Below are 22,552 nucleotides of genomic sequence, written 5' to 3'. Positions count from 1 at the left end.
GTCAGTAACAATAAATATTGCTAGGCAAAGAATTCTAGCAATCCTAAATAAATTGTGAAATTTTTTCTTCGTGTCTTTTACATCTACGTGGTTTGTCAAAAAATCTCACAACTCAAATAGGGCTCCTATAGTTGCTATAAAATTGAAACACTTTGCAATTGTCAGCGATAGTAGTCGATAGCAGTAAATTGAGCCACTCCCCTAACTAGAAGTTAGGGGATTCTGGCTGAAAGTTGGCGTTGACTTGTTGCCCGAACTCATTCGAGTTGGCTATCTGGTCAACGTTTTTCAGCTTGTCGGAGAACCGCTCTAAGGGAATCAGCCTACTTTCAGCGTCGCCTACTTGTTTGCGGTTTTTGGACTGTTGCTCAAACGCCTCCAACAGGAGCGACTCCGCCCCACAATACCCATTACGGGCATCTTGCAATAACAACGTATCGTCCTGATTAACGAACCTACTCAAATACGCACTCATTAAATCACGATGCATGACTACACCAGTTGCATCGTAATGCACTCTTTCAGACAGCGATTTCTTGATACGAGAACCGTCGTTTAGGAGTTTGACTAAGCGCTGTTTTTGGAGTAGAGAACTTGTGAACAGACCCGCCAGAATTTTCAGCTTTGCGAATGAGTTCTGATTGTACAAAACCTGGAGATTTAGCAGCTAGGGCTTTACCATAACGCTTCTGCCAACCTTTTACAGAGACTTTTTCAGTCTTGATATCTTTGCCATGTCGCAAGATTTCGTTAATCGTCTTGCGGTTTTGGGTTTTAGCGTACGCTGCCTTTTTACGTTGTAATTCCCGTTTCTTTTGAGCAGCTTTTTTATAATTACTAGACTTCTTCCATTGACGCTTACCCTTCTTGACTTTGCCTTTTTTAGTGACGGTGCGATGGCCTTTTTTTGCTTTGAAATGGGCTTAGGAGGGTCTCCCGACAGCAGGGAACTGGCTCTCCCGTTGGGCATTCCACCCCGATATAAATAACGTGCAATTGTCAATTCCTTTAATTCCTTGACACTTGCACTTCGGGGCTACCTGCCTCCCGTGTCATTCAGGTGTCTAAGTTTGATAATCCAAAGCATTTTGCAAAGCGAGAAAAAATTCTCAAGCGCAGACAACAAAAACTAGCACGTAAAATCAAAGGGAGCAAAAGGTACAAGTACACAAAAAGAGTAGCCAAAGTGTACGAACGGATGCGCTTTATTCACCTATAAGTTAAATCGCACACTCAGCAAACAAAGCCTGCAAAAGCAGCCCTTAGCGGCGCATCTTCATAGAGAAACGCTATTAGTCGTTACCATTGTTAAATTTACGTTGTAACTGTTTGAGGACTTGATACATTTCTGGTAGGCGGGTGAGAATAGCTGACACCTTCAAGTATTGTTTATGAGGTATAGCTGGAGTTCCAGAGACAATTTCTCCTGGTGCTACATCATTATGAATTCCAGTTTTTGCAGATGCGATCGCCCGATCACCAATCTTTACCTGATTGGCAATTCCCACCTGTCCAGCCAAAATAACACCATTGCCAAGTGTCACGCCTCCCGCCATACCAACATGACCTGCCAAAGCACAACCAGCGCCTATTTGGCAACCGTGACCTATTTGTACTAAATTGTCAATTTTTGTATTGCGACCTACTCGTGTTTCTCCTACGGCTGGGCGGTCGATAGCGCTGTTGCAGCCGACTTCTACACCATCTTCTAAAACTGTGTAGCCGGATTGTTCCATCTTCACCCAACCAGTTGAACTAGGAACAAAGCCAAAGCCTTCAGCACCAATAACAGCACCACTGTGAATCACACAATCTGCACCAATGCGAGTCCGTTCGTGAATGGTGCAATTAGCGTGCAAGGTGGTGCGATCGCCTATTTTGGCATCTGGATAAATTACCACATTGGCATGAATGCACACATGATTGCCAATTTCTGCTCCCTGCTGAATGACGACATGAGGACCTACATACACCTCGTTACCAATTTTTGCTGTCGGGTGAATAACAGCAGTAGGATGAATTTCTGGAGTGGGACGCCAAGGTTGGTAAAAGAGCGCGATAATTTTGGCAAATAAGAGTCTTGGTTCTTTTGTTGCTATCCAAACAATACCCCGTTCTAGTGCTTGTGTCTGCAATGTTTCATCTAAAGGCAAAATTAAAGCACTGGCACTGGTTTTGCTGACCATAGAAGCAAATCTTGCTCCTTCAATGTAGCTGAGAGTGCCCGTTGTCGCTTCATCTACTGCTGCTAACCCTGTAATTTCTGGGTCATTATCTTTATTACTGGAGTTGCTATTGGACGCAGCGGCGTCACCAAGTTTTTCTAAAATTTCACTGAATTTCATGGTTATTTTTTCACAAGTCCTAGATATGGACAAAATAATTGTCGCTTTTTGTTAGGATTATGTTCTTTGCATGGCGTACAATCAGGCAATAGTATAAAAAGTTACCTGATTGCACTCTGACTTCTGTATTGTGTTTTATTGCTTCAACAACAAATAATATAGGCTGCCATTGCCGCCAGTTACACCAGCGCGATCGCCAGCTAATTTGCCACTTCCCATAAAATAATCAACTCGTCCTGGTCCTTTGATAGCACTTCCTGTATCTTGGTCAAGGACGTAGCGGTTTACAGTACGATACTCTAGCTTTCCACCCCCAGCAGGATAAGGCAAACTAGTGTTGATGAGCGCCAATGCCCCTGGAGGCATAACAGATTTATCAGTCGCGATCGAACGTTCTGGTGTGACTGGCACACGAATACTTCCTGTAGCAGGTGTACCACCAGTTTCTTTGAAGAAGACAAAGCGTTCCCAGCGCGGCAGATAATTATTCATCTCTTTGGGATTTTGCTGGAAATACTGAAGCATAATTGGCATCGTCAAACCCTTTAAGGGTAGTTTGCCATCTTTCGCCAGTTGTCCCCCTATGCTTGTCCACGGGTAATCTGTTCCACCTGCATAGCCAACGGATGTTGTTGTGCCATTAGTTAACTTCAGTTGGGCAGAACCTTGAATTTGAACCATGTATGCGTCTAAACGATTAGGAAACCAAAATAACTCCAAACCTCGTAACGGACTTTTGTTGGTTGGCAAACCATCTTTTCCTTCTAACTCAATCCGTTTCGGGTGTGGTTTAGCCCATTTGTCGAAGTTAGGGGGGAGTCGATAAACAGGATATTTATATACTGAGGTGCGAACACGACTGGCGGAATAAACAGGCTCATAGTAAGCAGTAAACTTCACAGTCCCATTGCCATCGTTCCCAACTGACTTGTAAAAAACAAACTCCCTACTCACACCAGCTTGCAGTTGTGCTGGTGACTCAGAGTTGACAACCAATTGGCGGAAACGTTGCAAACTACGACGGACGCGCTCAAGGGTAATCTCTCTAATAGGATAATTCTGATACACTGCTATAGCTTTATCAGTTGTTAGGTAACGCAAGCTGTTGTCTATTGCCGTCAAAAGTGCGTTGCGGTCGCCAAGTCTACCGTTTCCACCCCAAATTTGTTCATCCCAACCCAAGCAAGTGTATGAAGTGTTACAGGTTGTTTCTATATCTACTGGTACTAACGATGGCAGAACCTGCTGGGGTTGGCTGGGTTGTGACGGTGGCAAATTCTCAGGTTGACCTGGAACTGGTATTGGTATCGGTGCTAAGTCAGGAACCTGCTGAGCAAAAACTGACCAAACCGGGTTAATAAGGGCAATTCCTAAACTTAATGACACAAAAGCAAGCGTTTTTCTCATGATTTAGGTAAATCTTTCGACACTAGAGCTAAAAATGGGTTTTACCCGGATAGCCACAATCCCAGACGGACGCACTACCATGTACTCACCCTGAATATTTTTGATCGGTACGCTGATGAAGTGAGTAAGCGCGCTGCAGGAGGTGAGAGCAGTGCTGTTTGCTCATCCTCATCCCCTTGGTGCTGTCGCCTATGACGGTTCCCATCCCACAAACAGTTCCCAAGGAAGTAGGAAGCAGGAACTCGCAACCAAAATTTTGGTAATTGCTCAAATTTTGCTAAAATTTAACAATAACTGAGTCTTTACTTATTTTTCATAATAGTCTGGTTGATATAAATAGTCAGATATTAACATGATTTGATAAATATTAGTTTACTTAAAAAAGTAAACTAATATTTCAATAAAAACCCCTAAGATTCAAGACATGCTAACTTAATAATTGAAGCTGAAAAGCTTCCCTGGCAGATAAAACAGCTAGAGGGAAAATAAGCAAAGAGGTAAAAGACGCTGTTAAATCTACATCTGTCTCGCAACAACGCAGCAACACCCAACTCGAATGATGATATTTCCTCAAATGTAGAGATACAGGGGGCAATGTAACTGAGGAGCGATCGCTTTTAAGAAGAGTGATAAACTCAGTACATCCCTAGGTAGAATAAACAAACAGAGGAAATAACTCATCTAGTAGAATGTTGGGTGTTGTTGTCATAATAAGCGCACCTAGGTGTAAGCTTGTACAAAGTTGAATAGATAGAGACAGTTGAAATAGCGCCTTATGTCAATTATTGCTCTGGGAGCATGGTATCTAGAGAATTATGAGCCGATTTTAGAACTGGAAAAACGCCCGCCGGATATTCGCGTCAATAAAAAAAGCCTACTGAAATCAGGATTAAGAGCGGATTTCTTGGAAGAGAGTGAGCAAGTAAAGAAATCGATTTGGTTTGGGCGCTATCTGGCAGGAGAAAATGTTGAGTTCTATATTGAGGGTAGTGGTGGTTATTGTGTGGCTAATATTGACTTGATAAGCCATGAAATATATTTCACCAAGCAGACTGTGTTAGCGCAGTTAGAACCCACAATTTTTTTATGCCATCAAACGGAGTATCCAGCAGCTAGTGAAGCGTTACGAGAGGGGCTGCTTGAGAGTTTGGAAATTTTGAACAGGCGATCGCGTTTACCTTTGTCTTTAATAGAGTCCTACCGCCCGAAGGAAGGTTCTCTGCGACTGAGCCGCACAATCATGCGAAAAATTCATAGAAGTTTGTTGTTTATTGCCGACGCCACGCCTGTTGCTAAAACCGACACTCAAGAAACTGCGCAATTGATTCCCAGTCCCCATGTCTGTGTTGAAATTGGCTATGCCATTCAAAGTAAGCGATCCGAGCAAATTCTCCTAGCTCAAATGCAGCGCCCAGACTTGCCGGGGCAGTTTCCCTTTGACTTACCATCATCGCAAATTTTGCAATTTCAAGACACTACAGAACTTGGTCAAATCTTGCCCCAAACAATTGAAACTCAACTTCTCCGATTTAAATTATTTGCTTGATCAGCTGTTCTTGCATATAAGGCATATTTCTTCGTGTTTTTTTTGCTAACTGAAAGCCACAGATCCCCGACTTCGTAAAAGTTGTCGGGGATCTTGTTTCGGGAGAAAAAGGGGGAGGTATTTCACAACTCCTGCAGGGATTACTATATGTGCCTGAAAAATATTATCATTAACACAAGATCACTAACCAGTTCCTACTTTTTTTCTTGTCCTTAATCCCTCACAATGATTTTAAAATCTGTACAACGGTAGATGTAAACAAAGTTAATGAAAAGCATAAATGACTTAGGATAGAGAATCAAATTTTCCCAGCCGACAATAAACATTACCACGCTAGATAGATGCGGTTAAAAAGCGTTCAATGTTAAGAGTCAACCGCTTGCGCCAACAAAATTCAGATCAAATCTCTTCACATTCAGTGGTTGCACAAACTGCAAGTGCAATCACTCTATTTGTCGGCTGCTTGGTACTACTTGGCTGGTGGCTCGACCTAGAATTTATCAAAAACTGCTTTTCTTTAAGCAGTGTGACCATGAAGGCAAATGCAGCTGTGTGCTTCATTTTGTCTGGCGTGTCCCTGTGGCTGGCTCAAGGGGCAGTAGGAGGAGAAAATACTCCCATCACCCCCTCATCCCCACGCCAGTCGCCTCAACGGGGGGAACCCCCGCACGGCGCTGGCTCCTCACTCTTATCCAGGCTGTGTGCAACAAGTGTCCTCGTCATTGCTGCGCTCACACTGAGTCAGTATGTGTTCGGCTGGAATCTCGGTATAGATGAATTGTTATTGCCTGACTCGCCAAATGCTTTTATGACATCTCATCCAGGGCGAATGGGATGGAACACAGCAGTGAACTTTTTGTTGATTGGCAGAGCGTTGGAGCTAGTGGGTGAACCAAAAACTCGGCGTAGCTATTGGTATGCGCAGATTTTCGCCCTGATTGCCGCTTTGATGTCCTTACAGGCGCTCATCGGCTATGCTTACGGCGTTGATATTCTCTACGGCTTTCCTCCTTACAGTACATCAATGGCGTTACACACCGCACTGGCGTTTACAGTGCTTTGTGTAGGTGTACTGTGGACTCATCCCGATGAAGGGTTGATGCGGATAGTCACGAGCGAAACTTACGGCGGCTTGCTGGCACGTCGGTTGTTACTAGCAGCGATCGCTGTACCTTTAGTACTAGGGTGGTTGATTCTCCAAGGACTAAGAGCAGAAGTTTACGAGCCAGCATTCGCGGTATCGCTTCTTGTCGTGGTGCTGATTGTCAGTTTCAGCGTCTTGATCTGGGAAAGTGTCGCGGCGCTGGAACGCATGGAAATTCAACGCGATCGCGTTAAAGAAGCCCTCAAAGCAAATGAAGAAAAACTCAATAGTTTTGTAGATGCTAACCTCATCGGTATTCTTTTTGGTGACATTCACGGTCATGTCCGCAACGCCAATAACGAATTTCTGCGGATGATTGGCTACACACCAGAGGAGTTACAAGCAGATAAAATCAGCTGGGTTGACATCACACCACCAGAGTATTTACCCCTAGATGCAGAACGCATAGCCGAAGCAAGGGACAAAGGTGCTTGTACGCCTTACGAAAAAGAGTACATTCGTAAGGATGGTAGCCGCGTCCCAGTTTTAATAGGTTACTCGTTACTAGGCGAAAAGCGCGAGGAGTCGGTGGCATTTATCTTGGATTTGAGCGCTCGTAAACAGGCGGAGCAAGCGCTACAACAGACCCAAGAGAGATTCCGTTTGGCACTTGATAACATCCCCGATGTCTTTGCTATTTACGATGCTCACCTGCGGTTACAGTTTGTCAATACAGCCGCATTGCAGCGAGTTAAAAAACCAAAAGAGGAAATTCTTGGACGCACTGACGAGGAAATTTTTCCCCCTCAGGCAACACAAGCTTATCTTCCCACTTTAATTAAGGCGCAAGAAACCCGCACCTTGCAAACAACAGAAGCTACAATCACCTTACCCGATTACGGCACATTCACCACAGAAATCAAATATCTGCCGCTTTTGGATGAAAACGGTGAAATAGAACAAATTCTTGCCTTTACTAACGACATCACAGAGCGTAAGCAGGTGGAGGAAACACTCCGCAATCAGCAAAAATGGCTGGAAGATTTGCTCAACCTCATGCCAATGCCGATGCTGTTGATAGAACCAGGAACAGCAAAGGTCACTTTCGCCAACGTTGCTGCGGACGTTGTGGCTGGGGGAAAATTCCCCAAGGCTGAATCATCCCAAGACTATGGTACTTATTACTACTCCACCGACGCGGCGGGAAATACTATTCCAGTAGAACAGGCTCCAGGCATGCGAGTTGCCCGTGGCGAACGTATTGAGGGATTTGAACTCGACTGGCACACCCCAGTAGGTGTGCGTTCCCTGCTGATATTTGCCGATACCCTAAGCGCAATGCATGGTCATCCAGCGACCTGTGTCTTGGTATTTCAAGACATTTCCAATCTCAAAAAGGTGGAAAAAGCGCTTTCATTGGGTTATAGAAGGCTCCAGTTATTATTCAGCACAGCAAGTGATTTACTATCAAGTCAGCAGCCTGTGGCATTGATTGATGGGTTGTTTAGAAAACTCTCGGAACAAATTCGTTTAGATGTTTACTTTAACTATTTAGTTGATGAAGATAAGCAGGTATTGCAACTGGCATCCTATAGTGGTGTGACAGAGGAATTGGGAAAACAAGTTGAGTCGATGAAGTTTGGTGAAGGGGTGTGCGGTACGACAGCACAAGACCGTCGTTCAATAGCTGTGGAAAATGTGCAGCAATCCACTGAACCAAAAACAACGTTTATCCGCTCTGTGGGGATTACAGCATATTACAGCTACCCTTTAATAGCGCAGGGACGGCTTCTGGGGACTCTTGCCTTTGGCAGCCGTAAGCGGTCCAATTTTACTCAAAATGAAATAGGGATGATGCAAGCAGTTTGCGACCAGATTGCCATTGCAATGGAACGCGCTGGCTTGATTGCTTCTTTACAACAGCAAACTGAGCAGTTGAGAGAGGCAAACCGCATGAAAGATGAATTTTTGGCAATCTTGTCTCACGAGTTGCGATCGCCCCTCAACGCTATCCTGGGTTGGGCGCAGCTTTTACGTTCCCGTCGCCAGCTAGATCCAACCAAGGTCGCTAAGGCATTAGAGACAATAGAACGAAACGCTAGAGCGCAAACGCAGCTCATTGAAGATTTATTAGATATCTCGCGGATGATTAGAGGCAAGTTACGGCTTAATGTCCGCGCTTGCGACCTCGTTGCCATCATTGATGCCGCCCTTGAAACCGTACGCTTGGCTGCTGAGGCAAAAGAAATCGATTTAAATTTTTATGTTTTAGATAATGGCTTGAGTAATACTGATGAAAATCCAGAATTTTCTCACACTCAAAATCTAAAATTCGCCCAGGAGCAACCTCATCATTTAAAATCGAAAATTCAAAAACCCAAGTTCTTGGTTTCTGGCGATGCAGAGCGTTTGCAGCAAGTCATTTGGAATCTGCTATCTAATGCCATCAAGTTTACACCCCAAGGTGGTCGAGTAGAAGTGCAGCTTAGGGTAGCCAAAGAAGGTGACAAGGAAGAGAACGGACTGGTATCCCCCTCATCGCACACCCCACAATATGCCCAAATCTCGGTAAGCGACACGGGTATCGGTATTAGTTCCGATTTTCTGCCATACGTCTTTGACCGTTTTCGTCAAGCTGATAGTTCCAGCACAAGGGCACATGGTGGACTGGGACTGGGGTTAGCAATTGTGCGTCATTTAGTAGAACTGCATGGTGGTACCATCCACGTAGAAAGCCCAGGTCAAGGGCAAGGTGCTACCTTCACAGTCAAGTTAGCGCTGCTCAATCATGAAGAAAAGAGGACAAGCGGACAAGCGGACAACCAGACAAGCCAATTCATTGCACAACCGCTTGCTGAGTTTGACTCCCAAACCTCAGATCCATATATTTCCCTTGAGGGCGTGCGGGTGTTGGTTGTAGACGACGAAGCTGATACCCGAGATTTTCTGGTCACTGTACTGCAACAGTGCCAAGCCGAAGTCAAGGCGGTGGGTTCAGCACGGGAAGCACTCAATACCATGACACAATGGAAACCAGATGTTTTGGTAAGCGACATCGGAATGCCAGAGGAAGATGGTTATTCTTTGATCCGCAAAGTGCGATCGCTTGAACGTGCTGGAGACATCTCCTCACCACAGCAAGGCGCAAAGATTCCAGCAGCAGCATTAACAGCATATGCCAGACCAGAGGATAGAATGCGAGCCATTCAAGAAGGCTATCAGCTGCATTTGCCTAAACCTGTTGAACCTGCTGAGTTAGCTACAGTCGTTGCTAGCCTGGTTGGGCGTACTTGACACCTTATATCATGTCCGCCTACTGAAATCTTGCACCATTCTCAAAACTCTTCGGGTGGGCACTGTTCACAACGTAAAAATAAGGGTTTGAGGAAAGTTAGGCAGTGCCCACCCGAAAAAAATTGCAATAAAGTAACTGGTGCAAGATGTGAACCTAATTACTTATAATTCCTGCTTTACCTCACCCCAACCCTCTCCGCGAGGTCGGAGAGGGTGCCGAAAGCTCTTGAGGTTGTTCGTTTTTTATAAGTGTTCATCCGGACATGATACCAAACTTCAAACTAAAAAACTCATCACTGCTAAGCATCATGTTTATTTCCTAGATGCTTTTATAAAAATTTACCTATACATAAATTAATTAAATTATTGCAATATCTGCATCCGAAATAGAGCATTCAAGAGCTGTATTTACAATCAACTTGTCAACAAGGCTATAAAAACTTTTGAAAGTTTCCTATGATAGTGTGGCACGTCATAAATGGCACACTCTTCTGCATTTTCATGTGTCATTCATCTACAATTTTAAGACGATTCAAGGTGCATATCTTCAACTCAAATAAAATTATTAAATTAATAATATTGTGAAAATTGAAGCATCTCCCATGATCATAACAAAAATATCCGCAAAAACACCAGTTCAACCACAACAGCTAGATACCATTAAGTTGCATAATTCGCAGCAAGCTTCTTTTTTGCAAGAAGTGATTGAAAACTTACAAGACGGTATCTTACTCTTAAACGAGACGGGCGAACTCATTTATACCAATACATCTGCTTATCGTATTCTTTCTCAACTCAATCAAGACAGTTCCAACTCCAATTTTATCCCACCTGCTATCTGGCGTCTTTGCAAAACATTACTAGACCGTAGCCTTTACCCCAATAAAATCATAATTTTATCTAATGAAATTGTAGTAGATCGGTCAAAAATTTTTCGCGTCAGGGCGAGATGGCTAAGCTTAGATCGATTTAACCGCTCTTGCCTTTTAGTGATAATTGAAAATAAATGTGAATCTTTGAAAAATGTTGCACTGGCTGAAGTTAGAAAATACGAATTGACACCGCGAGAAGCTGAAATTTGGTATCTTTATCGAGCAAAATACAGCTACAAAGAGATTGCTGCTCAGCTTTACATTACTGTAAATACAGTGAAAAAGCACATGAAAAATATTCACGCAAAGCGACAAGCCTGTTTAGATTGTGAGAATGAAGATTAGTTAGCATTCATAATTCATTGGCACGAGGCATACGTCTAAGGCGTCTAAAGCCCTACGGGCATGCGCCTTCATGCATAGGACGGTAGCCTACGGCACGCCGAACGCGTCTACGTTTTAGAAACAACTACTATTCATCCAAGAGTACCCTTGAGGGTACTTTGTTGCTATATGAAAATCATTTATTGTGTAATTACTACAGAAACGGGATATTTGGTAGTCATACCAAGTTGAAATTTCAAATGTCATTCTGAACAAAGCAAAGATGCCTAGTTCTTGCGGCTTGCCAAAGGGTATTTGCAAGAGACTATGTTTTTCTACGTTACGTTCAGCGTGACATTTTTATGTATATAGATACACGCACTTTAGTATTTAAAAAATAGGAATTTACTGCAACTAAACAAAAAGCAAGTCGTCAATTAAAAAAAAATACATCATATCATGCAGCAGCTTAAGCAAAGAAATACAGAGACTGGATTTAAAAATCATGTTAAAATGACTACTCTTAAGCTGACGGTTGAAAACTTGACCCCGCCAAAAGAACTATGTATAAGCCATTTTTGGTTTGGTTTGCATGATGGTAATTTTGATACTTTACATTTAGAAGATGCTACGAGACAAGGTATCAAACGAACGGCTGAAGATGGCAATCTTATGAATCTCACTCAAGAATTTACAACCAGTGGTTCTGGTCTTTTTCAAGGAATCATTGTTGGTCTATTTCGACCATTGGCTAATACCAGTGCGGCTAATACTGTATCATTTACCTTCTCGATTAATACTGAAATAAAACGTCAAATTTACTTCAGCTACAAGGCAGTGATTATTGGGAATGATACTTTTGTTGCTAATCAAGACAAACTTGCTCATCAAATTTTTGACACAGAAGGTAACTTCATTGGTGCTGATTTCATTGTGTTCAGTTCTGAAGTGATTGGTGCAGGTGTTGACGTGAATGATGAATTATCAGCCAATCAAGTAGGAGTTTTCTTCTCAGAAACATTCAGTACTTACGCAGGCGCTGCTAAAGACACATTTATACATAAGCATATTGGTTATCATTGTATGTTTGCTCATGGCAATGTTACAATTCCAAACTATGAGATAGCTCGTATCAAAATTGAAACGGTGTCTGTACCACCGCAAGAGAGAGTTTTTTAAGCTAAAGCCGTATTTTTGCTATGGAGACTTTTTCTGCTAAATTGGATACCTAAGATTCCGATTCTTAAAAAGCTTTCCCTGCAATAAGTAGGTCGGTACAAATAAAGTTCACTTGTTAAGGCAGTCCGACGTCATTAGTAAGGGTTTTAGGCGTTTTTACAAATCTTTATATAGCTCAATTTATTTCCGCCTGCCTACTTACGTGACTGTGTATCAAGCACTGTGTAGTGCTACACAGTGACGCAATACATAATGTTTGCGTCTACACTAAATAATTACTCATTCACAATCAACTCCTAAATATATTTAGGGTCATTCATGGTTCAACCACTTATTGAGTTATTTAAGTTTGGATTTATGACATCTCCTCCTTTGCGGTTGAAACGAGTTTCATCAATTTTTACTTGGAAAATATTTCATCTTTTTTTCGATGGTGTCAACAGAAATTAAGGATTTTTTTGTAGGCGAAGTAGTAGATTGTACATCTGTCGTTTTAAATCTTCGTTACTTTGTACCTGTGTAGTAATCGTGTTGTATCTGTCAATTGTTAGACCATTTTCTTCAACAACTTTTTGATAGCTTTGGCAGTAATTCACAGCAATATCTCTAGCCTTGCCAGGAAGACCACCTAAGCTGTTCTTATCGTTACAAACAATCTTAGGAACTTCGCCGTTACCAATAATTTTTTTTATTTCATCAAAGGCTTGTTGACGCCGTGGCTCCATTGTTAACACAGCTTTAGCGTAACTTCTAAGTTCATTAGGGTTAACTGATTGTGGAGCTTGAGCATCGGCTTTTGAACTCAAAACTAAAGCACTAGAAACCAAACTGGCAGTCGCAATAACGCCCACAAACAAAGATTGGGAAAGTATCCGAACTAGACTAAGTCGGAAAAAGCCATGGTAATATCTTCTCATTTGCTTTATGAAACAACTACAGTCGGGATATGTTAATCACTGTGAATTATTTTAGGAGTGAGAAGTTCCAGAAAACACCCAAACCATCAAATGTTTGTTTTTGTTGTCAAGTTCCTCGACATACTTGACAAAGCTCTATAACTTTAGTCTGTAGTGCTGACATCTCTGAAGCTCCTTGTTTGAGACTAACTTCCAAATCTAACAATATAGGTAAACTGGCAATAAGTTGCTGCACAGAAACAGATTGAATTTCTTTTTGTAAATAGTAAATGCGATTCGGGTTGCCTATCTCCGCAGCTTTAGCAATAACTTGTGAATTGCGCTCACCATTTTCTATCATCAGCTTGACCCATAACCAAGTGCGAAATTGACCAATAAGCGTAGCAACTATTCGCAAAGGAGGCTCACAAGCATTGATGATGTCGGTCAATATCGCGCTTGCTCTAGCTGTGTCGCCTGTTCTGATTGCTGCTGCTAATTGTAGGCTATTTTGAGTTGTATTTTGGACTAACTGAGCGACGGCGTCTGTATCTAAAGCCTGATTGCTACCTTGAGCATAAAGCCGTAATTTCTCTAACTCGTTGTGCAGAAGGCGTGTATCATTGCCTACACTTTCTGCCAACATCTCTACACTTTTGGGAGTCAGCTTCACTCCTAGTGTTTGAGCAGCTTGAGTGACAGACTGCACCAATAGTTCGGTCTTCCAAGGCGGGATTAAAGGAAATTCTTGGAATTGGGCAAATTTTTTCAAAATTTTGGTAGATTTGAGGCGTTCGTCTGGTTTGTGACTACTAGTGAGCAACAAAAATGAATTTTCCGGGATGACTGGTAGAGTTCTTACCAATTCAGATAGCACATTGTCTGAACATTGCTGGCAAAGGGTAGTATTTGCAAGCCATACCAAGCGTCCACCGGCTCCAAAAGGTGGTGTCATCACTTGATTTAATGCTTGGATCGGCGCATCCGGTAGATCTGGAGGCAGTACTGTGTAGTTAAAACTTGTCCATAAGGGATCTAGGACGCGATCGCGCACAAGTGCAACCGCCTTTTCTATAGCAAAATCATCCTCACCCCAGTAAAAGTAGACAACCATAGGGAACCTCACTGTAACTAGAATTGACTCTTAACAATCTCTATGGCTTCAGCCCAGAGATTGTCATGCATATTTCCTCATCCCCCTCATCCCCCTCATCCCTCTCATCACCCTACCACCTTAAAAAAGCTAAATAGTTTTTAAATTGCTTATTTAATGCGAGTAGTTTTGCCTACAATCAATAAGCGTGGAGTTCGAGGATATGAAGGTTGGACGACAAATATCAAACTTACTTAAATCGTTTAGCGCGGATGACGCTACCAGAAGCGTGTAAAACTCAGATCCAGCATATCCAGGAATCTTCTAAATTTCAGCCTAATTCCGAGGGAGTAAGGCAAGCAGAACCTTTTCCTGGCTATACGGTGATTACTCCACCTTGGGAAGAAGAAACAGACAACTCTACTTTCTACGCACGCTTACAGGGTTACCAACAGGAACTTTTACAGCTCAAACGTGTAAATTCTGATTGGATTGTGCTTGTACCTCCTGCTAGCTTTCATTTGACTTTGGCGGACTTGATTTGGGATAGTGCTTACCATGACGCTTGCGAAAAGAATCCACAATTTGAAGAACAGCTACGCTCTTGCGTTGCGCAAATCTTTGAGCAGTATCAACAATCAATGCAGCGGCAAACTCATCCCATTCGCTGGCTTCTTCAGGGACTCGTAGTGATGCCAAGAGCTGTAGGCGTTTGTTTGGTACCTCAGGATGAAGCCTGTTACGAGCAAATTGTCAACCTGCGTCGCGCAATTTATCAAAATTCCAACTTGATGGCATTGGGAATTGAACAACATTATCATTTCACAGCACATGTGACATTGGGCTATTTTGGAGAGATTTCACCGAGTCTAGACCGCGATCGCCTTGCTACCATGTTTTCTGAGTTGAATCAGCAATGGACAGAGAATTCCCCAGAATTTACCATACATCGTGCCGAACTCCGGAAGTTTGACGACATGACGCGCTATTATCGCCAACCAGACTGGCCAAGTTTAGATTTTAGTGCTTAAACATTCAGTCATCGTCAGTCTTTTGCAGCCTAAAATTTAAAGTCAGAAAATTTTTGATATGCAAGGTAAATAGCTTCTAAAAACACATCTGGGGTGACAGCTTCTGGTATCTTTTCTAAGTGAATCATTGCTTGAATATCCTTAGCTAGTCGCAGAGCTACTGAGGCTCTTGCCTTTGCTACCATTGCACTGCGTCTAAGTAAATATTCCCTAATAACAGCAAAATCGTCAGGTAGTATGGCTGACAAATCGGCTATTTGTAGCAATTGCTCGCTGACAGACTTTGCTTGTTCTGAAATAGTTAAAGTTGTGGATGGAGTAGGTATCTGAGTTTGAATCACTATTGTGCCAGCAGCCAAATCACCCAAACGCTTTTCCTGGTTACTAAACATGATAAGAATTGCCCCGATAAACAGAACTTCGTCAAATAGTCGCAGTAAGGCACGCAGTGTTGCTTGTTGCAGCCCAATCGGTCTACCATCATCTCGCACGACACGAATTTTTGCAAAGCGTTTCCCAGGGGTTTGACCTTGCCATAGAGTTTCAAAAAATACAAAGTATCCTCCATAAATAGCAAAGCCGATGAGAGATGCGATCGCCAGCAACCAAAAAGCTGCTTGATCACGGAATATAGATTTCCACAAATCAGATAGTTGAATGGAAACTGTTGTCCAAGCACTTAAGAACAGTATCAATATCACACCCAAAACGAGATAGTCAATCAGTAGTGCCCAAGCGCGATTACCAATCCCAGCAAGGGGAAACTCGAGTTCGACACTTTCTGGTGTGCTGAATTTAACACGTTGAAATATATGCATAGCAATTTTTACGCTGGCGTTTAAATATCATGGTCGCGTAATCTCAAGCCTAATCCCTCACGACGACTCCGTAGGTCATAGTAAACAACAGCTTTAATCGCTTGCCAAAATGGTAGCACCACCGCACCACTGGCAAAACTCAAAGCCAGAATCAGCAGCAAATAAATGAGACTGAAAACTGGTGAGTTTTGCTCTATTAAAGGCGCAAAAAGCAACTGAATAATAGTAATAAGAATCTGAACAAAAATTTGGATTGGTATTGTAATCAAAAAGGCAACCAACGAAATCAAAAGAACCCGCCAGACGTAACCCTGAGTTAACTCCCAACTTCGAGCAATTGTTGATGTACCATCAACATTATCCTCAATAACAAGCAGCGCATCTACTAAAAAAAATCGCGTCAATAGCCATAAAATTGCCACAAGGACAACAAGACTTACCACGATGTTTAGTAGAACAAATAGGGCATATAAAACAGATGTATTAAAATTGCCTAGTTGACCTATTCCCCCAACCAGCACCACCGATAAAAAGCTATAAAAGACAATTAAAATCACAACAGCGACGACTATTCCAATACCTAAAAGAAACATCAACAGTATCGTAATAAAAAACTGCCACAACCGAGAATTGACAAAACGCTGACCAGAAGAAATACTTTCAGGTTGATTCACCAATTCACCAAAAGCCAATCGAGAAATGAGTGCTGATAAAGCATAAAACTTTGCCCACCCATAAAATGGAACAAGTAGCCATACATAAGCTTTCAAAGCGAGTAAAAAATAATCCTTAAGATGAGACCGATATAACCGTAATCCGGCGTTGACAACATTTCCAAGACTCAGAGGTTGTATTGGACTCGGAGAACCAATATTATATGACATGATGTCTAAGTCTCTCTTATAAAGTAGGGCGATAAATGTGAGGCTATTTTAGGATAAGTTAATATTCAGTATTCCTAAAATTCATGAATATTCAACGATGGATCGCGCGGCGAGAACCAAATTGGCAGCGATTGGATGCCTTATTAAGGCAGGTAGAGAAAAAAGGACTAAAGTCTCTACCGGCAGCAGAAATTAGAGAATTAGCAAGTTTATATCGTTCAGTAGCCGCAGATTTGGCTCGCGCTCGTACTCAACAATTAGGTAATGTTTTGGTACAAAACTTACATTTATTAACAAATAGAGGTTATAGCCAAATTTACCAAGGTTCACGACGACAAGAGTGGCAAGCCGTAGTGCAATTTTACAAATGGGGATTACCAGCCGTAGTGCAACAGACATTCCCATATACAGCGACTGCCATTGCCCTATTTTTACTAGGAGCGATAATTGCTTGGTGGTATGCGTGGCAAGATCCAACTTTTCTGTCAATTGTAGTCCCAGAAAAACTGATCAAATTGGTACGAGACGAGCGTAAATTGTGGATGGGGTCTATTGTCGGCATTGAACCGCTAGCGTCTAGTGGTATCATGATTAACAACCTGTCAGTATCCTTTGGTGCGGTTGCTGGTGGAATCACCGCAGGAGTTTTTACAGCCTATTTGATGGTTTTTAATGGCTTGTCGATTGGTGCTATTGCTACTTTGGTAGGTCAAAATCATCTTGCTTATCCTTTTTGGGCATTTGTTTTTCCGCATGGTTCTCTAGAATTACCAGCCATCTTTTTTGCAGGTGGTGCAGGTTTTTTACTTGGAAGAGCTATTTTATTTCCTGGTAAATATCGCCGTGTAGATGCACTGAAATTCTACGGTTCTCAAGCGGTACAGTTAATTTTTGGTATTGTACCAATGTTGATTATTGCTGGCATTATTGAAGGCTTTTTCTCTCCTCATCCTAATGTTCCAGAACCTATTAAATATCTTGTTGGAATGGGATTATTTATATTTTTGGTGGCTTATTGTAGTCGCAAGTTTACAGCAGTGAACAGTGAAACCTGATAACTGATAACTGATAACTGATAACTGATAACTGATAACTGATAACTGATAACTGATAACTGTTAAAGCAAATTCCGTGCTTTGATTTGCAAATATTTATCTACTAATTGTTCAGTTATTTGATTTGCTGGCGCATCTAACACCAACACACCTTTGTGTTTGAGTTGGGCAAATGCGACTTGCCTTTGCGCTAATAAATCTAAAGCGACAGCACGGGTATAGGCAGCTCTCACCCCCCCTTCCCCCTCTTTCAAAGAGGCGATGGTAGTATGTGCCAAATGGTCAACTAGAGGATCGCGTAGGGTAACGCAAAACGACAAATAACGAGGTGTAAGCCTGGAAAGTGCGGCTAGAAGTTCACCAGAGGCGGTCATATCAACTAAATCGGTAATCACCACCACTAGACAACGCCTAGTTTGCTGCTGCACAACACGTGTAACCGCCCCTACGTAATCAGATTCTAACAACACCGGTTGAATGGGAGTTAAGCGCTCAATGAGGCGACTCAGCTGATTTTGACCGCGTTCTGGAGGAATCCATGTATGCATTTGGCGGTCAAAGACGCCTACACCGACGCGATCGCCCCTCTGTAGTTGTCGTTGTTCTGCTTTTCCTAGCATCTCTACAACAAAGTCGCTGGATTTAGCTTTTTGTAAAACTCCTGCCAAAGCTTTGATGTAGGCTTCACTGTTGTCAACAACTTGTGTATCTAACGCTACTGGTTTACCAAAGCGGCGATTTTGTGACCAAATGAGTACCAACAGTAGTAGAAGCAGTTGTAGAAACGCTGGAAAGACAGGAGTTTTGGTAAAATAACTTAATAAATTTCCTTCACCTTCTCTTTTTCTGACACTCGGTTCCTTGTAGCCGTGGATGTATTCATCTACAAATAATACATGACCTTTTTGGCTCACTAAATCTGATAAATACTGAAAATTACTTTGCTCATCTTGGTAGGCATTAGCAGCTAAGTAGGGAGTTGTAGAAAAAATAGCTTTTCCTTGCCCGTAATTTTTTTCCCACACAACAGCACCAAAGCGATCGCCTAAAGAAACCTTTTCCTCAGCTTTGATCTGTCGCCGTCGTCGCGTCTGTATTTTGACATCTCCAACTGGAGATTTGTGCATGGTGGTAAACTCTGCTGCTGTCACGCTATCGCGCACACCCAAAATAATCAAAGTATTGCCTTTTTCTAGCCATTTTTTCTCTTCACTATCCAGATCAGGCTGTGTCAATTGGCTATTGATTTGTAATAGAGTGGCACGTTTTTCTGTATTGAAATCACTAAAAGGCTTTTGCCAGCGCTTGATACCAGTTTTTTGCTTTTCCATATAAGCATACCAAGCGCCGTAACCATCGGGAGCGCGGTTGTAAGTGGAACCACTATTGATGTTGCTGCTGGTTGGAGCTGCAAAGAAGCTAAGTATTACCATAACTCCCAACGCGATCGCCCCAATCCAAGCCAGACGGTTTGAGCGTTTCATGTGTTGGAAATCTCCTGATACGCTTGCTGACAATGCTCATAATTGTCTGCCGAAATTTCAGCATTGCCAAAACACAATTGCTCGTGAGTGATCATCAAAGTCTCATAAGGCTGTATTGAAGTTGTAAACATTTGTAGTAATTGTAGATATTCTCCATCTGTACGGCTGGATTTGTGAGGGAGAATTCCTTGCTCATGCAAGTGCTCCAACATCGCGAAGTAAAGACACCGGCATGCCTGGTGGTAATTACCTTGATGAGAAAATTCTTGCGATCGCGTCACCCATTGAGCTACAGATAATTCACTTTCTACAATTTTGAAATGAGAATTAGTGGAATTGTGACCAGCAAGCCTTGAGTTAAAATAAGGGCGGAGTTCTCGCCACAAACGCCAACCAACCCAAACTAAACATAAGCCTAGCGAAAGCCAAAAAATAAAGTTCAGCAACTTCAGCACCCAGTCATCAATTGACCATTGAGGTGACAATTTTGGCAAAGCCCAATCAAATCTGGATAACTGGTATTCAAACCATTCTCCAACTTGTTGTTGAATCTGGGAAACTTGCCAACCCCAGCTTGTTTTTTCAAAAGCATCTGCAGACATAGTACAGGTTATGAATTATGAAATTTTTCAACATTTAGCACTCATAATTCATCATTTTTACCGTTCTTTTGTATCATTACCCACCCAACGACAACAAGAAGCGCACCCACGGCAAGAAATCCCAAATCCCAAGCCAACTGATGCGGTCCTGGTTTTACATGATGGATGCCAAGAATATGATGGTCAATCACTCCTTCAACCAAGTTGAACAAACCAGCACCCATCAGTATTGACCCAAAGTAGATGTTAGATGACCAAGGAACATCTTCACGCGCTCCTGCCCGCCACAGCAACACCACTCCAATCACAGTCATTATCCAATCAAAGGCGTGAAATAAGCCGTCCCAAACTGTATTGACATCTATATTAGAAATTGTGGTCATAGGTCGAACATTGCTCAACATATGGTGCCACTGAAGAATTTGATGCAGTACAATGCCATCAAAGAACCCACCAAGACCCAAACCAAGGAAAATTCCAGCAACAATCAACGGGGCACGTTGCTTGCTCTTTTCACTCTTCGCTTCCATCATCAACCTCTCAAACACACTTTTCTATCACCATAGAACTCTATTTTGAAAGCAATCTTCTGCCTTTAGACAAGTACTGTGGTGGAATTCAAAGCAAACCACTTCTTGCTAGTATCTACCGTGATGATGGATATTGATGTATAAAACAGCAATTTTCAAATGACTATTTACTTTTACAAGGTTTGGCAGCCCTATGGGTGTTTTTCCAATTTTTCTCCTCATGGAATCATCATGCAGGACATCTATTGGTCAACAGTTGAGCATTATTATCAAGCTCAAAAGTTTGTTGGAACCTCAGATGCGGTCATTATACCTCTGATCCATAATGCTGAGACACCAGAACTCGCTGCGGCATTAGGACGCGACCCCACGCACCAAATTCGTGTGGACTGGGAGGAGGTCAAAACTCAAGTGATGCGAGAAGCTGTACTCAAAAAGTTTCTTACGCATACCGATATTAGAGAAATCCTTTTAACCACGGGTGACAACCTGATTGTAGAAAACTCGCCAACCGATTATTTCTGGGGTTGCGGTGCAGAGAAAACGGGTCACAATCATCTTGGTAAAGTCCTTATGAGTGTGCGCGAAGAAATCCGCAAGTTACCATCTTTGTCAGTCATTTTTGATTAATTTACCGCTCCTGTGCCTATATTTTCACAAGAAATTAGGTGATTTCATTCAAATGGGGGATGACCATTTTCCCCCAGACACTTGGTAGCTGCACCATTGCTAAATCTAAAAGTCCGTTAAATATTCGACAAACTCTTAGATTTTTGTATTTGAATTTCTTGATTTGGAAACAAATTCATTCTCGACGTCATTTTAAATATATAGAACGAACCAAGCAAAGAAGTTATTAGCATCACTCCCGATATTGTCAGGAAAATGCTGTTTACAGGTTGGAAAATTGCAGCTTGTAGACGCTTTTTTGATCGCTTTTCCTTGCCTAATAACAAAACTATATAAAAGCCTTGTTAAAAAAATGGCATCGAAAGCTTAACATCCACAGCATGACGTTTGCTAATGCGCTCCTTAAAGACCTGTTTGAGCGCAGCTAATTGAGTATCGGTAAAAGTCGTTGCTGTTTTAGGAGGAATGCGGGCGAAAAACTCTTGTACAAAAGGGTCAGTTTTAGAAGAATCTTTGGCGAAACGGTTTTGAGGCATATTGTTTTTCCTGTCACTAGGAGTACGCTTTAGAACATAGGATTGTGTTCAGAATCCCAACAATCTCCGTCTCTCCAAGTTCTACCGGTGTGTTCACATTCAAACTTATTATGAAGCCAGGGAATTGATGTAGGGTAGGGCGAAGTAGGTACGGAAGTCAGTAAGGAAAATAAAAAGGAAAAAGTCGTGAAGCTAGAAGCCAATAGGATAATCAAAAATCCTGTGAGGAACACGATCTTACCAGCAGTCCAAAGAGGATATACGGTTTTTTCATATTGCAAGCGCTGTTTCAAGGCACGTTCCGAACCAGCTAATAACACCAAATAAAACCGTAGTCCTGGAATAGGAACGGAAACTCGCAAGTCTAAAGGATGACGACCCCAATTACGAGAGCCAAAAACCTTTTTGATGGCTTTTAGTTGCTCTTCTGTGAAAGTATCAGTAATTTCCGGGGGAATTTTAGCAAATAGTTGGTCAAAAACAGGATCAACGTGCTCCAGACGTTTCATGACTTGCGTGTTTTACTAACTGTGACTGAGCAAGATACAAAGTTTAGCTTTTGCTGAAATTCCTACTAGCATAACTACTAATATTTAAAATTATTATTAATTTATTATTTAGAAAAAATATGATTTTTGCAAATATTTTTTAATACTTAACTAGAAAAGATTTTGACAGTATGGCTATGGCAAAGTTAACACTTCAAGTATTAAGTGCTTATGCTTTGTCTGCTGCAATAATGTTGGTGGTTGTCGTTGCCTTGACAGTTAAGGAGTAGGTCAACGTAAGACAAATCTACAAATTTGTCTTAAATAGATTTACTGAAAACATCAGTTGACGTATGGCGACTTACCACGAGTGCAATGCTATACCTCAGATCTTGCACCCAACAAGAGCCAGAGGCTCTAATATCTCGTTACCAGGTTGAACCTGGTAACGAGG

General features: G+C 42.1%; 22 protein-coding genes. 9 read left to right on the top strand and 13 right to left on the bottom strand.

The window, feature by feature from the left end:
• Positions 1 to 205: 205 nt before the first annotated feature.
• Positions 206 to 490: a hypothetical protein gene (locus tag AACT52_RS25000; RefSeq protein ID WP_445263929.1), complete on the bottom strand. Its 285-nt coding sequence runs from the start codon at positions 488 to 490 to the stop codon at positions 206 to 208.
• A 31-nt stretch (positions 491 to 521) separates the two neighbouring features.
• The gene (locus AACT52_RS24995) at positions 522 to 743 is read right to left on the bottom strand and encodes a hypothetical protein (protein ID WP_233154064.1); all 222 of its coding nucleotides are present in this window, start codon (positions 741 to 743) and stop codon (positions 522 to 524) included.
• Positions 744 to 1,060: 317 nt separating this feature from the next.
• On the opposite strand from AACT52_RS24995, the gene AACT52_RS24990 reads away from it, so the two are divergent.
• Positions 1,061 to 1,219, top strand: a complete 159-nt coding sequence (locus AACT52_RS24990) for a hypothetical protein (RefSeq protein WP_443216667.1) — start codon at positions 1,061 to 1,063, stop codon at positions 1,217 to 1,219.
• Positions 1,220 to 1,292: 73 nt separating this feature from the next.
• Here the strand turns inward: AACT52_RS24990 and lpxD are convergent, their stop codons facing one another.
• Together lpxD and mltA are read right to left on the bottom strand one after the other, a co-directional pair.
• Entirely contained in the window at positions 1,293 to 2,345 is a 1,053-nt protein-coding gene (lpxD, locus tag AACT52_RS24985) for a UDP-3-O-(3-hydroxymyristoyl)glucosamine N-acyltransferase (RefSeq protein WP_073633749.1), read from the bottom strand.
• 135 nt (positions 2,346 to 2,480) lie between these two features.
• Positions 2,481 to 3,752 carry a murein transglycosylase A gene (mltA, locus tag AACT52_RS24980; RefSeq protein WP_073633748.1) on the bottom strand — a complete coding sequence of 424 codons (1,272 nt, stop codon included), beginning with the start codon at positions 3,750 to 3,752 and terminating at the stop codon, positions 2,481 to 2,483.
• 151 nt (positions 3,753 to 3,903) lie between these two features.
• Here mltA and AACT52_RS24975 point away from each other — a divergent pair, with 151 nt between their 5' ends.
• From AACT52_RS24975 to AACT52_RS24955, 5 genes are all read left to right on the top strand, one after another.
• The gene (locus AACT52_RS24975; RefSeq protein ID WP_158054767.1) at positions 3,904 to 4,050 is read left to right on the top strand and encodes a hypothetical protein; all 147 of its coding nucleotides are present in this window, start codon (positions 3,904 to 3,906) and stop codon (positions 4,048 to 4,050) included.
• A gap of 477 nt (positions 4,051 to 4,527) precedes the next feature.
• The gene (locus AACT52_RS24970) at positions 4,528 to 5,298 is read left to right on the top strand and encodes a hypothetical protein (RefSeq protein ID WP_073633747.1); all 771 of its coding nucleotides are present in this window, start codon (positions 4,528 to 4,530) and stop codon (positions 5,296 to 5,298) included.
• A gap of 361 nt (positions 5,299 to 5,659) precedes the next feature.
• A complete protein-coding gene (locus tag AACT52_RS24965; RefSeq protein WP_073633746.1) occupies positions 5,660 to 9,676 on the top strand; it encodes a PAS domain S-box protein in 4,017 nt (1,338 codons plus the stop codon).
• A gap of 602 nt (positions 9,677 to 10,278) precedes the next feature.
• Entirely contained in the window at positions 10,279 to 10,893 is a 615-nt protein-coding gene (locus AACT52_RS24960; RefSeq protein ID WP_083630534.1) for a LuxR C-terminal-related transcriptional regulator, read from the top strand.
• Positions 10,894 to 11,331: 438 nt separating this feature from the next.
• Complete coding sequence (locus AACT52_RS24955) at positions 11,332 to 12,051, top strand: spondin domain-containing protein (protein ID WP_073633745.1); 720 nt, start codon at positions 11,332 to 11,334, stop codon at positions 12,049 to 12,051.
• A gap of 446 nt (positions 12,052 to 12,497) precedes the next feature.
• Here the strand turns inward: AACT52_RS24955 and AACT52_RS24950 are convergent, their stop codons facing one another.
• The gene (locus AACT52_RS24950; protein WP_073633744.1) at positions 12,498 to 12,968 is read right to left on the bottom strand and encodes a DUF4168 domain-containing protein; all 471 of its coding nucleotides are present in this window, start codon (positions 12,966 to 12,968) and stop codon (positions 12,498 to 12,500) included.
• Positions 12,969 to 13,074: 106 nt separating this feature from the next.
• Positions 13,075 to 14,061 carry a DNA polymerase III subunit delta gene (gene holA / locus AACT52_RS24945; RefSeq protein WP_073633743.1) on the bottom strand — a complete coding sequence of 329 codons (987 nt, stop codon included), beginning with the start codon at positions 14,059 to 14,061 and terminating at the stop codon, positions 13,075 to 13,077.
• 209 nt (positions 14,062 to 14,270) lie between these two features.
• Here holA and AACT52_RS24940 point away from each other — a divergent pair, with 209 nt between their 5' ends.
• Complete coding sequence (locus AACT52_RS24940) at positions 14,271 to 15,071, top strand: DUF1868 domain-containing protein (protein WP_198940986.1); 801 nt, start codon at positions 14,271 to 14,273, stop codon at positions 15,069 to 15,071.
• A gap of 29 nt (positions 15,072 to 15,100) precedes the next feature.
• Here AACT52_RS24940 and AACT52_RS24935 read toward each other — a convergent pair whose 3' ends face one another.
• Both AACT52_RS24935 and AACT52_RS24930 read right to left on the bottom strand, forming a co-directional pair.
• The gene (locus tag AACT52_RS24935) at positions 15,101 to 15,889 is read right to left on the bottom strand and encodes an RDD family protein (protein ID WP_073633741.1); all 789 of its coding nucleotides are present in this window, start codon (positions 15,887 to 15,889) and stop codon (positions 15,101 to 15,103) included.
• Between the two features lie 20 nt (positions 15,890 to 15,909).
• Positions 15,910 to 16,773 (bottom strand): DUF975 domain-containing protein, encoded by an 864-nt coding sequence (locus AACT52_RS24930; RefSeq protein WP_073633740.1) that lies wholly within the window; start codon positions 16,771 to 16,773, stop codon positions 15,910 to 15,912.
• Between the two features lie 83 nt (positions 16,774 to 16,856).
• Between AACT52_RS24930 and AACT52_RS24925 the strand changes: the two genes are divergently transcribed.
• Positions 16,857 to 17,828 carry a stage II sporulation protein M gene (locus AACT52_RS24925; protein WP_073633739.1) on the top strand — a complete coding sequence of 324 codons (972 nt, stop codon included), beginning with the start codon at positions 16,857 to 16,859 and terminating at the stop codon, positions 17,826 to 17,828.
• 62 nt (positions 17,829 to 17,890) lie between these two features.
• Here AACT52_RS24925 and AACT52_RS24920 read toward each other — a convergent pair whose 3' ends face one another.
• Genes AACT52_RS24920 through AACT52_RS24910 form a run of 3 tightly spaced genes read right to left on the bottom strand, consistent with a single transcriptional unit; the run spans position 17,891 to position 20,444 of the window.
• On the bottom strand, positions 17,891 to 19,312 hold the full coding sequence (locus tag AACT52_RS24920) for a DUF4350 domain-containing protein (RefSeq protein ID WP_083630532.1): 1,422 nt from the start codon (positions 19,310 to 19,312) through the stop codon (positions 17,891 to 17,893).
• Positions 19,309 to 19,914, bottom strand: coding sequence for a DUF4129 domain-containing protein (locus AACT52_RS24915; RefSeq protein ID WP_073633738.1), 606 nt, complete (start codon positions 19,912 to 19,914; stop codon positions 19,309 to 19,311). Before AACT52_RS24915 ends, AACT52_RS24920 begins: the two co-directional genes overlap by 4 nt.
• 41 nt (positions 19,915 to 19,955) lie before the next feature.
• Positions 19,956 to 20,444 carry a DUF2243 domain-containing protein gene (locus tag AACT52_RS24910; protein ID WP_073633737.1) on the bottom strand — a complete coding sequence of 163 codons (489 nt, stop codon included), beginning with the start codon at positions 20,442 to 20,444 and terminating at the stop codon, positions 19,956 to 19,958.
• A 159-nt stretch (positions 20,445 to 20,603) separates the two neighbouring features.
• Here AACT52_RS24910 and AACT52_RS24905 point away from each other — a divergent pair, with 159 nt between their 5' ends.
• Positions 20,604 to 21,074: an NADAR family protein gene (locus AACT52_RS24905; protein ID WP_073633736.1), complete on the top strand. Its 471-nt coding sequence runs from the start codon at positions 20,604 to 20,606 to the stop codon at positions 21,072 to 21,074.
• A 344-nt stretch (positions 21,075 to 21,418) separates the two neighbouring features.
• On the opposite strand, the gene AACT52_RS24900 is transcribed toward AACT52_RS24905, so the two are convergent.
• Together AACT52_RS24900 and AACT52_RS24895 are read right to left on the bottom strand one after the other, a co-directional pair.
• Positions 21,419 to 21,610: a hypothetical protein gene (locus tag AACT52_RS24900; protein ID WP_073633735.1), complete on the bottom strand. Its 192-nt coding sequence runs from the start codon at positions 21,608 to 21,610 to the stop codon at positions 21,419 to 21,421.
• 29 nt (positions 21,611 to 21,639) lie between these two features.
• A complete protein-coding gene (locus AACT52_RS24895; RefSeq protein ID WP_083630530.1) occupies positions 21,640 to 22,119 on the bottom strand; it encodes a hypothetical protein in 480 nt (159 codons plus the stop codon).
• Positions 22,120 to 22,552 lie beyond the last annotated feature (433 nt).

This window comes from Scytonema sp. HK-05 (genome assembly GCF_963872035.1).
GTDB lineage: Bacteria > Cyanobacteriota > Cyanobacteriia > Cyanobacteriales > Nostocaceae > Kalymmatonema.
Note: the sequence above shows the minus strand (reverse complement) of the source record. Positions and strands in the feature narration are given on the sequence as shown.